A 9094-nucleotide genomic window follows, 5' to 3' on the forward strand; every position below is an offset into this window, starting at 1 on the left:
ACTACACCACCGCGTCCATACTGTCGGTCACGCCGCGGATGGCGAGCATAATCGCATCCGGACTGGTGGCAGAGGTTTGGGCTGTTTCCAAATCAATTGCCCCTTCCTTGTACAACCGCGCAAGAGATTGGTCAAACGTATTCATTCCGTAAAACTCACCCAGTTGCATTGCTTTTTGCAAATCGCTCGGCTTATTCTCCGTAATCAGTTTACGCACCTGAGGAGTGGAAACAAGAACCTCAAGAGCAGGACGCATTCCGGGAGTAATCGTCGGCAGCAACCGCTGGCAGACAATCCCGCGAATCAAATCGGCAAGCTGTAAACGCACTTGGTCGTGCTGTTCAACGGGAAAAGCATCCACCAAACGTACAAGCGTCTGTATAACGTTTACCGTGTGCATCGTGCCTAAAACGAGTTGCCCCAGTTCAGCCGCTCCAATGGCGGCACGCATCACTTCGTGATCCCGAAGTTCGCCAATTAAAATTACGTCCGGATCCTGACGCATAGCAGCGCGCAGCGCGTGTGCATATGAAGGAGTGTCTATACCCAGTTCAAGTTGGCTGACGATACAGCGGTCGTCCGGATGAATAAATTCAACGGGATCCTCAATGGTTATAATATGCCCTGCGCGCGTTTTGTTGATATGGTCAATCATCGCGGCCAACGTGGAGCTTTTACCCGAACCGGTCATACCGGTAACGAGAATCAGCCCACGGCGGCTTTCGGACATTTTGCGCAAAATATCACCAGGGAGGTGGAAATCTTCAAAACTAGGGATTTTAAGCGGAATATGGCGTACCGCCATACAAAATTTACCCATCTGGCGGAACACGTTAAAACGGAAACGTCCGTACGATTTGGCATCAAGCGAAAAGTCCACTGCGTGATATTGTTCAAAGATTTTGCGTTCGCGTTCGCCCATACACGCATAAGCCATTTTTTTGACTTCGTCATTGGGAAGGAAACTGTCGTCAATGGGCTTCATCTGCCCGTGCAAACGCACATATGCATTGGAATTGCCGCGGACGTGCAATCCGCTGGCTTTGTTATCCACTACCGTTCTTAATAAACTTTGAAGTCCTATCGCCATACACTCTCCTATATTGACTTACACCCTGTTTTTTTTGCGGCGCAAATATGCCGGAATCATCATTGCTTCCTCTGGTTCCGTTCCTTTGGACTCAAACTGCAGGAACGGATCCACCTGCCTTACGCCGGCGTTCGCCGTTTCAGACGGAAGCGGCCGGCGTGCCGTAAAAACACTGGCCTTTTCCGCGCTGAAACCCGTAGCAATGACCGTCACTTTAATCTGTCCGTCCAGCGTAGAGTCATACGAATACCCGAACATAATAATTGAATCGTTGCTGGCGTACTGGCGGATTAAGTTCATTACTTCGCCCTGCTCCAAGAGCGTCAAATTTTCTTCCGCCGAAAAATGCACGATAAACCCTTTTGCCCCGTGAATATCGGCATTTTCCAACAGCGGCGACAAAATTGCTTTTTTTACCGCCGCCAAATGACGCCCCGCCCCGCTCGCCGCGCCCACACCAATAAGCGATTTGTGCGAATGAGACATCACTTTGCGGATATCATTAAAATCGATGTTTACTTCCCCGGGCTGCGTAATAACTTCGGAAATTCCTTTTACCGCCTGCAAAAGCACCTCATCCACCATTTTAAACGCGTCTTTGGACGATGTATTCGGATCCACGTGTTCAAACAGCTTTTCGTTCGGCACGATAATCATCGAATCGACATACTTTTGCATTTCTTTAATGCCTTGGTCCGCCTGCTTTTCACGGATATACCCTTCAAAATTAAAGGGACGCGTCACTACGCCTACGACAAGCAACTCGTCTCCGTAAATTTCTTTGGCGAGCTTGGCCAAATACGGCGCCACGCCCGTCCCCGTTCCGCCGCCCATTCCGGCGGTAATAAACAACAAATCGCACTGGCCAATGATAAGTTTTAGCTTTTCGCTTGACTCTTCCGCCGCCAGTTTGCCTTTTTCCGGATCGCCGCCGACCCCTAAACCTTTGGTAATTTTCTCCCCCACCTGCACGAGGTATGGAGCTTTGTTGCGGCGCAGATCCTGTGCATCGGTATTAACAGCAATAAAATCCACATCTTTGAGGCCGGAAGCCACCATATGGTTGATGGCGTTTCCGCCGCCGCCCCCAACGCCGATTACTTTTATTTTAGCCTTTTTGCTTTCAAACAAATCGGCCGGCATAAATAAATCTTTCATAAAAACACTCCCTTATCAGCCGCCGAAAATATCAACACCCTTAAACCATTTGCCCAGCTTGCCAAAAACAGACGTTCCTTTTTCGTAAGAACCGCCGGAAAAATCCTCATAAGCGCAATGGCCGGAAGCGTAAATGGCAAGCGCCATAGCGGTGCTGTACTGCGGATCAAAAAATTCATCGTCGCTGGTGATTAAATCGCGCTGAACAATACCGCGGCGCACTTCTTTAAGACCTAAAATGTTAACGCAGTGGTCTGTTATTCCCGGCATTAACGAGCCGCCGCCCGTTACCACACCCACCACAGGGAAATTTTTATATCCGGACGTATCCACCACTCGACCGACTTGCTCAATCAGTTCTTCCACGCGGGGCTGAATGATATCAAGCACGTAGCTTTTTTTAATATTATGCGTACTGCGCCCGTCCAACGACGGCACGGGGATTTCCCCCTCTTCATCCAAAAATGTAGGGAACGAAACGCCGTATTTTTCTTTAATTTCTTTGGCGTTTTGGCGGGAAGTGTGCAGCAGGCGAGACAAATCGCTTGTAATTAAATCGCAGCCGTAGGGAATATCACGCGAAAACTTTAAAATTCCGTCAATGTAAATACCGAGGGACATTGTCTCCCCGCCCAAATCGAGAAGCAGCGCCCCGATTTCTTTTTCTTCCTCCGTCAGCACCGTATCGGCCAGCGGCACAAGGCCGTAGAAAATGTGGTCAATTTTGTACCCGGGGCGCTGAATAGCTTTGGCCAAGTTGTTCAAGTGTGTAGAAGACCCCGTGGTAATATGCACATCCACTTCCAACAAAGAACCTTCCATTCCCTCCGGATTGGTAATGCCTTTTTGCTTATCGATGGAGTAGCCCTGCGTGATGACGTCCACGATTTCATTGTCATTTTTAATCGGCATTGCTTTGGCGTTTTCAACCGCTAGATCCATATCGGCTTGGGTAATTTCTTTATCCATACGGGAAATGTTATAAGTACCGTGGTTGGAAAAAGATTCCAAATGTGCCCCGCGTACGCCCACATATAAACTTCCGATTTCCTGATTGCACTCGCGTTCAATTCCGCCCAGCACTTGCATAACGGCGGCGGAAGTTTCCCGAATGTCGGACACCATTCCGCCTTTTAAACCGCGGCACGGCACACTGCGTCCGCCCATTACTTTTAACGTATTCGTTTCAAAATCGTGAGCGGCGGCAATACACGTTATTTTGCCGCTGCCAATGTCCAACCCTGCAATAAGATTTGTTTTTGCCATAGAAAAACCACCTAAAAAAATTGCTCTATTTCTTTATTATAAAACTTAATTTGCTTCCTGTGTTAAAAAAACTTTCCCATATTCAAAAAATTCAAAATTAAGGGTGTACGGATGCGCGTATTTTTTAGGAGACAGCGCAATAATCTGCGCCGCACGCGCGGCTTTCTTTTTTAAGTCAACGGCTTTACCGAAATCAATCACACCGCCCTGCGGCATATACATTTTAACCGTGTTCTCGGTCAAATTCATACGCAAGAAAGCAAAATCCAGTTCTCGGCGCAGTTTCAGCGTACTTTCCACCAAATCCACAAATTCCGCGCCCATTTTTTCCGGCACGGTTCCTTCCAGCTCCACAAACGGAACGGGTTCTAAGAGACCGGGATTCGGGTCGGCATATACGGTGCTGTCCGAATCAATATATTTAACGGATTTATCGGGCAGAACGAATTTGGCAATTGGTTTTCTGTGCTTAGCAGATACATTTAGTTTGCCGCTTAACAGCCCGCGTTTAACGCTGACGTCTTTTAACATCGGATATTTTTTAATAATTTCCCCGCGCAGCGCCACGGCGTCTTTAACGGAAAAAGGTTTCCCTTCGTAAGGCAGCGCCAGCGAGAGCAGCACTTTATTAAAATTGCCCGTCACGCCGGAAACAACCACCGTTTTTACGTGCCAATCGGAAATTTGGGAGCTGGTAACCAGCCGATAAACTTTGACAACGGCCCACGCGCCGCCGGCGAGTAAGCCCAAAAAGAATAGAAGCAGAATTAACTTAAAAAAAAAGGATGACCCCGTTTTCCGCCGAACCACACGTTTCTTTTTACCTAAAGACGACGCCGGCGGCCGATAGTAGTCATTCTTTCTCATTCTGCGCAACCAAAAAGTTAAATGGGCGGAAAGGGAGTTGAACCCTTAAGGACTTTCGTCCATACGGTCCTGAGCCGTACGCGTCTGCCAATTCCGCCACCCGCCCAATTAGATATATTTTAGAATATTGTACGAAAAAAATCCAGCGTTTTTATTTATATAGAAAATTTTCCAGCGGAATGATTTAAAAACGAATGTTGTTTTTAAAATTTTTTTCCATTTCGCGGTTTAAATCGCGCTTTTTCAGGCTTTCGCGCTTGTCAAACAGGTGCTTACCTTTGGCAACGGCTAATTTCAGTTTTGCCCACCCGTCTTTAAAATAAACTTCCACCGGCACCAGCGAATACCCTTTTATATCTGCCTTGGCAGCCAGTTTGCGCAGTTCTTTTTTGTTCAGCAACAGACGGCGCACGCGGGTGGGATCCGGTTCCGTCAGCGAATTAAATTTATAGGGTTTTACGTGCATATTATACACACGCGCAGTACCGTCTTCCACCCGCACGAAACTGCCCTCCAAACTCAGCTCCTTTTGGCGGATAGATTTGACCTCCGCGCCCAAGAGTTCCAGTCCGGCTTCGTACGTATCCTCAACAAAATAATCGTGGTATGCCTTACGGTTGGAGCACACCACCAAAACGGCTCCTTTTTTCGTCATAGGGATATTATAGCAAATTGACCGCACGGCGCACGTGCACCGCTGGTACGGACTGCATATAAAATCACAAATACGGAAAAATCAAGATACGCCTTACTCAAGCGTAACCGGCAGTTTACCTTTGGCAGGGATATCCCCCATCACTATTTTTGCCGCCGCGCGTACTGAATGTTCCGTCGGGCCGTATAGCGCAACCACCGTACGCGCCTGCGGATAAAGCGGAATTTCATACGGATTTAACAAAGAGAGAAGCACCGTCTGTTTGCCCGACACTTCCGCCGCACGCAACAGTTCCGTTACCGTGGTGAACTGAGCTTCGTCCATCTTGGCCGCGCGGGAAGTACCCAGCACCACCAGCTGTGCACCGCGCATACATTCACCAGCAGTCTTTAAATCCTCAGCAGTAGGGGAAACGGGCAGCAGAACCGTCCGCGCGGTTTTGCCGCGTGCCGTCAAATAATCGCTAAACGCCATTAATTGTCCGCTGAACACATTGTCTGCAAACATTACAGCGCAAACCTCTTTTATATTATCCGCAAGCGGCACAAGTTTTTGTTCGTCACGCACCAGCGTTACACCTGCTTCGGCGGCACGGCGGGAAGCGGCATCAAAGCCCGTTTCGGCCACAGACGCCGAAACGCCGTCAAAAAGGCCCAGTTTTTGTTTAAGCGCCAACACTTTGGCGGCAGCGGCACGGATTTCCTGTTCCGTCAGTGCGTCCGGCGCACCGGAGGCGACGCTTTTTTCCACAAAATCAGCTGCGCGTTTGGGATAAGCGTAAGATTCTTTTAATTTCTCTGCTGGCGCACTCAAAAGCAGCATTTCATTGCCCGCTTTATAGGCACGGCGAACGATATTCTCCACCCCCACGCCGCTTACGGCGCCCATATCCAGCCCGTCCGTGGCGATTACGCCGGAAAAACCCATTTTACCGCGCAATAAATTACGCAAAATTTTAGGCGAAAAAGACGCCGGATTCTCTTCATCAAGCGCCGGATAAACCACATGCGAATTCATTATACCATACACCCCCGCGTTCACAGAAGGAACAAATGCCGAGATGTGCTGCTGCCATAGTTCATCATCAGGAAGGGCGGTAACGGGCATCTCCCGATGGGAGTCAACAGACGTGTCTCCGTGGCCCGGGAAATGTTTGTTAAACGCACCCACACCGTTTGTCTGAAGCGCACGTACCGCCGCTGCAGCGCGGCGGCCGACTACGGACGCATCATCGCCGAATGAACGGGTTTGAATAATCGGGTTCAATGGGTTGGAGTTTACGTCCGTCACCGGCCCGAACGATACATTGCCGCCAACGGATTTGATTTCCCGCGCCTGCGCGGCGTACATATCGGAGATGATACCGTCTTGATCCGAAGCCGCCAAGAGCATATTAGACGGCATCTGCTTAAGTCCCAGATACATCGGAGAGGTTACGGTTCCTCCCTCGTAATCAAATGCAAAAATCAGCGGGATTTTGTGGCGGCTCTCTTTGGCCCATTTCGTCAAATCGGCTACGGTTTTTAACAGCAGTTTACGCTGTTTTTCAAAATACTGTTTCTGGTTTTCAACGGTCAGCTGCGGTTTGACAAGCAGCCCGTCAGTCGTTTTTAAAATAAAACCGCCAACCTCGCCGCGCTTGACGGCCTTCTTAAAGCCGCGGTGTTTGCCGATAAATACGCGGGGCACAATCGTCTGCCCCACCTGCTCGCGCAGAGACAGTTCCTCCGCTTCCGGCGCAGTCGCGCCGTATAAAAAACCGGCGCACAAACAACAAACGATCGGTACCAAGAAATGTTTCATATCCTCTCCCTCAATTTGAATTACAACTCACGCGGAACAAAACTTCCGCCTCCGAAACTCACAACAAAATCAACCCGCCAGCTTGCGCCAAAACGGCTTCTTGTTCTGCGGTTCAAACGCAACGGCAGACACACTTAACACCCCCACCAGTACCCCCTTTTCATCCGTTACAGGCAGCGTATCGCACGCGCAATCTTCAAAAGTTTTACGAAACATTTGGGCGGTTTGTTCCGGCCGCACTGCGACGGTTTCCGTCATCACGGAGCCGGCCGCGCTTTGCGGCGCGTAAAACGCCAATTCCGCCGCGCGGATTACCCCCCGCAACACGCCGTCTTTATCCGTTACCCAGCAAAACTGCGGCAGTTTTTTACGCGGCAGATTTTTAAGACGTTCCACCAACTGGGAAAGTTTCGTCTCCGTACGTACGGCTACAAAATCCGTCCGCATATAAGCCCCCGCGCTACCCTCGGCGTAATTGGACGACTCGGCAAGCAGTTTTACAAAAGACGGGTCTAGCACGCCGGAAATACGCTCCCGATACGGGCCGGAAAACTCCTGCATTACCCGCGCAGCCTGCGGCACCGCCAAGCGCGAAAGCACATACGACGCCTGCCTAAGCGGCAGACGGCGCAAAATGGCGGCAGCTTTGGAGGGTTCCATCGGGTTTAAACAAGATACCACCAACTGCGCTTTTAACGGAGAAAGCAGTAAAATCGCCTCGTGCGTCGCCATTGCAGACAACGCGCGGGCGGCGGCTTCGGGAGCCGCCTCTATAAATTTTTCCGTAATTGCACCCGCCAGCGCGTGCATAGGAGTATTCATATTCAAAAATCCTTGAAAGTTTCCGGTTTTCCGGCAATAATGTTATTATAATAAATAAAGAGCCGCAGGGCCAAAGCGAGGTGTGTGATATGTTGTTTACAAAACCGTTTCATAACATTACGTTTGACGACGTCGTCGATTTCTGCGGCCGCGGTCTGCCCGAGGGCAAGCAGCTGGACTACAAGTATATGCTGCCCAAAAACCACGAAAAATTTGCAAAAACCATTGCCTCATTTGCCAACGCGATGGGCGGAATGATTATCGTAGGCGTACAAGACGATAAAAACGACAAGCCGAAATCTCCGTTTACCGGCATACCCTACCACGAAAAAATGCGTAATTCCATTGAGGACATCATCCAAACTCACATTGACCCCGTAGTGTTTGTGGATATTAACGTCTGCGTAAGTAAAACGGGCGAACGGATGTTTGTGCTGGTTCATATTCCGCAAAGCAATTTAACGCCGCATTTAGTGGGAAAATTAAAACGAGCCTATATCCGCACTGGCCAAAGCAGCCGGCCCGAAACTATCGTCCACCCCGACAAACTGCCGTGGCTGTTGGACCACCGTCAAAAATCCGAACGCCTGCGCCACATCTTGCACGACAAGGCCGAAAGTCATTTTGAAAACTATCTCAAAACACGGGCCGCCAATCCGGCGGGCGAAGCCGTGGCCGCGCTGTCCGTCATTCCTCTATATCCCGAAGAACCGCTGACCGATTACAAACGGCTGCCCGCGCTCGTGGCCGCTTCGTCCGTGCGTGCGCCGTACGGCGTAATGGCCGATCCGGACTTTCCTCTCCTGCCCGTCCAGGACGGCGCGGCGGTTATCTCCAACAAACGCGGAATACTCCATATGACGGAATTTAATTCATACGGATTGGTGATGAATAAGCAGGTTGTTTCCTCGGAAGAAATGGTAAACGGCCATGAAGCCACAACCGTGCGTTTGGAAACCCTGGCCCAAAACTTAACGCTTTTTTTATTAACGGCGCGGAAATTTTTAGAAAAAATTTCCTTCGGCGGCCCGCTTCTGTTCCGCTGTAAAATAGCCAACACCCGCGCGCTTCGCGTATTGTTCGGCAAAAAACAAGCCACCGCGCTGGAAGATTACGTACGGCTGGAACGCGCGCTCACGCTGGCGCAATTACAAACCTCGCTGCCGGAAATTTGGGAGAGTGTGCTGCACGAAACAGCGTGGTCGCTCGGACTACAAACGAGCGAAAAAGAAATCCGCGCATTGGGTAAAAATTTGCAGAAAGAGGCTCACTAAAAATGAAAGGTTTTATGCTTTTCCGTCACATAGAATTGACGGATCCGTCTTGTTATCGTCATTCTGAACTAACGGCTATACATTGTTGCCGTCATCCTGAACTGACGGCTATACATTGTTGCCGTCATCCTGAACTGACGGCTATACATTGTTGCCGTC

General features: G+C 49.8%; 8 protein-coding genes and 1 tRNA gene. 1 reads left to right on the top strand and 8 read right to left on the bottom strand.

What is annotated here, in order from left to right:
• Position 1 precedes the first annotated feature (1 nt).
• From ACI351_RS02015 to ACI351_RS02050, 8 genes are all read right to left on the bottom strand, one after another.
• The gene (locus ACI351_RS02015) at positions 2 to 1090 is read right to left on the bottom strand and encodes a type IV pilus twitching motility protein PilT (RefSeq protein ID WP_439733589.1); all 1089 of its coding nucleotides are present in this window, start codon (positions 1088 to 1090) and stop codon (positions 2 to 4) included.
• An 18-nt stretch (positions 1091 to 1108) separates the two neighbouring features.
• The gene (ftsZ, locus tag ACI351_RS02020; RefSeq protein ID WP_439733590.1) at positions 1109 to 2248 is read right to left on the bottom strand and encodes a cell division protein FtsZ; all 1140 of its coding nucleotides are present in this window, start codon (positions 2246 to 2248) and stop codon (positions 1109 to 1111) included.
• A 15-nt stretch (positions 2249 to 2263) separates the two neighbouring features.
• Positions 2264 to 3514, bottom strand: coding sequence for a cell division protein FtsA (gene ftsA, locus ACI351_RS02025; protein ID WP_439733591.1), 1251 nt, complete (start codon positions 3512 to 3514; stop codon positions 2264 to 2266).
• A 45-nt stretch (positions 3515 to 3559) separates the two neighbouring features.
• Positions 3560 to 4381, bottom strand: a complete 822-nt coding sequence (locus ACI351_RS02030; protein ID WP_439733592.1) for a cell division protein FtsQ/DivIB — start codon at positions 4379 to 4381, stop codon at positions 3560 to 3562.
• A gap of 22 nt (positions 4382 to 4403) precedes the next feature.
• Positions 4404 to 4487 (bottom strand) — tRNA-Leu (locus ACI351_RS02035).
• Between the two features lie 78 nt (positions 4488 to 4565).
• Positions 4566 to 5036 carry an SsrA-binding protein SmpB gene (gene smpB / locus ACI351_RS02040; RefSeq protein ID WP_439733593.1) on the bottom strand — a complete coding sequence of 157 codons (471 nt, stop codon included), beginning with the start codon at positions 5034 to 5036 and terminating at the stop codon, positions 4566 to 4568.
• Between the two features lie 93 nt (positions 5037 to 5129).
• Complete coding sequence (locus tag ACI351_RS02045) at positions 5130 to 6839, bottom strand: glycoside hydrolase family 3 N-terminal domain-containing protein (protein WP_439733594.1); 1710 nt, start codon at positions 6837 to 6839, stop codon at positions 5130 to 5132.
• 69 nt (positions 6840 to 6908) lie between these two features.
• The gene (locus ACI351_RS02050; RefSeq protein ID WP_439733595.1) at positions 6909 to 7661 is read right to left on the bottom strand and encodes a CBS domain-containing protein; all 753 of its coding nucleotides are present in this window, start codon (positions 7659 to 7661) and stop codon (positions 6909 to 6911) included.
• 89 nt (positions 7662 to 7750) lie between these two features.
• Here ACI351_RS02050 and ACI351_RS02055 point away from each other — a divergent pair, with 89 nt between their 5' ends.
• The gene (locus ACI351_RS02055; protein ID WP_439733596.1) at positions 7751 to 8935 is read left to right on the top strand and encodes an AlbA family DNA-binding domain-containing protein; all 1185 of its coding nucleotides are present in this window, start codon (positions 7751 to 7753) and stop codon (positions 8933 to 8935) included.
• The last annotated feature ends 159 nt before the right edge of the window (positions 8936 to 9094 follow it).

The organism is Candidatus Avelusimicrobium sp., from assembly GCF_051874775.1.
Lineage (GTDB): Bacteria > Elusimicrobiota > Elusimicrobia > Elusimicrobiales > Elusimicrobiaceae > Avelusimicrobium.

Bases quoted from the DNA above. Each gene is read 5' to 3' on its own strand.
- ACI351_RS02050 (WP_439733595.1), bottom strand. From the start codon at position 7,661: ATGAATACTCCTATGCACGCGCTGGCGGGTGCAATTACGGAAAAATTT.
- ftsA (WP_439733591.1), bottom strand. From the start codon at position 3,514: ATGGCAAAAACAAATCTTATTGCAGGGTTGGACATTGGCAGCGGCAAA.
- ACI351_RS02045 (WP_439733594.1), bottom strand. From the start codon at position 6,839: ATGAAACATTTCTTGGTACCGATCGTTTGTTGTTTGTGCGCCGGTTTT.
- ACI351_RS02030 (WP_439733592.1), bottom strand. From the start codon at position 4,381: ATGAGAAAGAATGACTACTATCGGCCGCCGGCGTCGTCTTTAGGTAAA.
- ACI351_RS02055 (WP_439733596.1), top strand. From the start codon at position 7,751: ATGTTGTTTACAAAACCGTTTCATAACATTACGTTTGACGACGTCGTC.
- smpB (WP_439733593.1), bottom strand. From the start codon at position 5,036: ATGACGAAAAAAGGAGCCGTTTTGGTGGTGTGCTCCAACCGTAAGGCA.
- ftsZ (WP_439733590.1), bottom strand. From the start codon at position 2,248: ATGAAAGATTTATTTATGCCGGCCGATTTGTTTGAAAGCAAAAAGGCT.
- ACI351_RS02015 (WP_439733589.1), bottom strand. From the start codon at position 1,090: ATGGCGATAGGACTTCAAAGTTTATTAAGAACGGTAGTGGATAACAAA.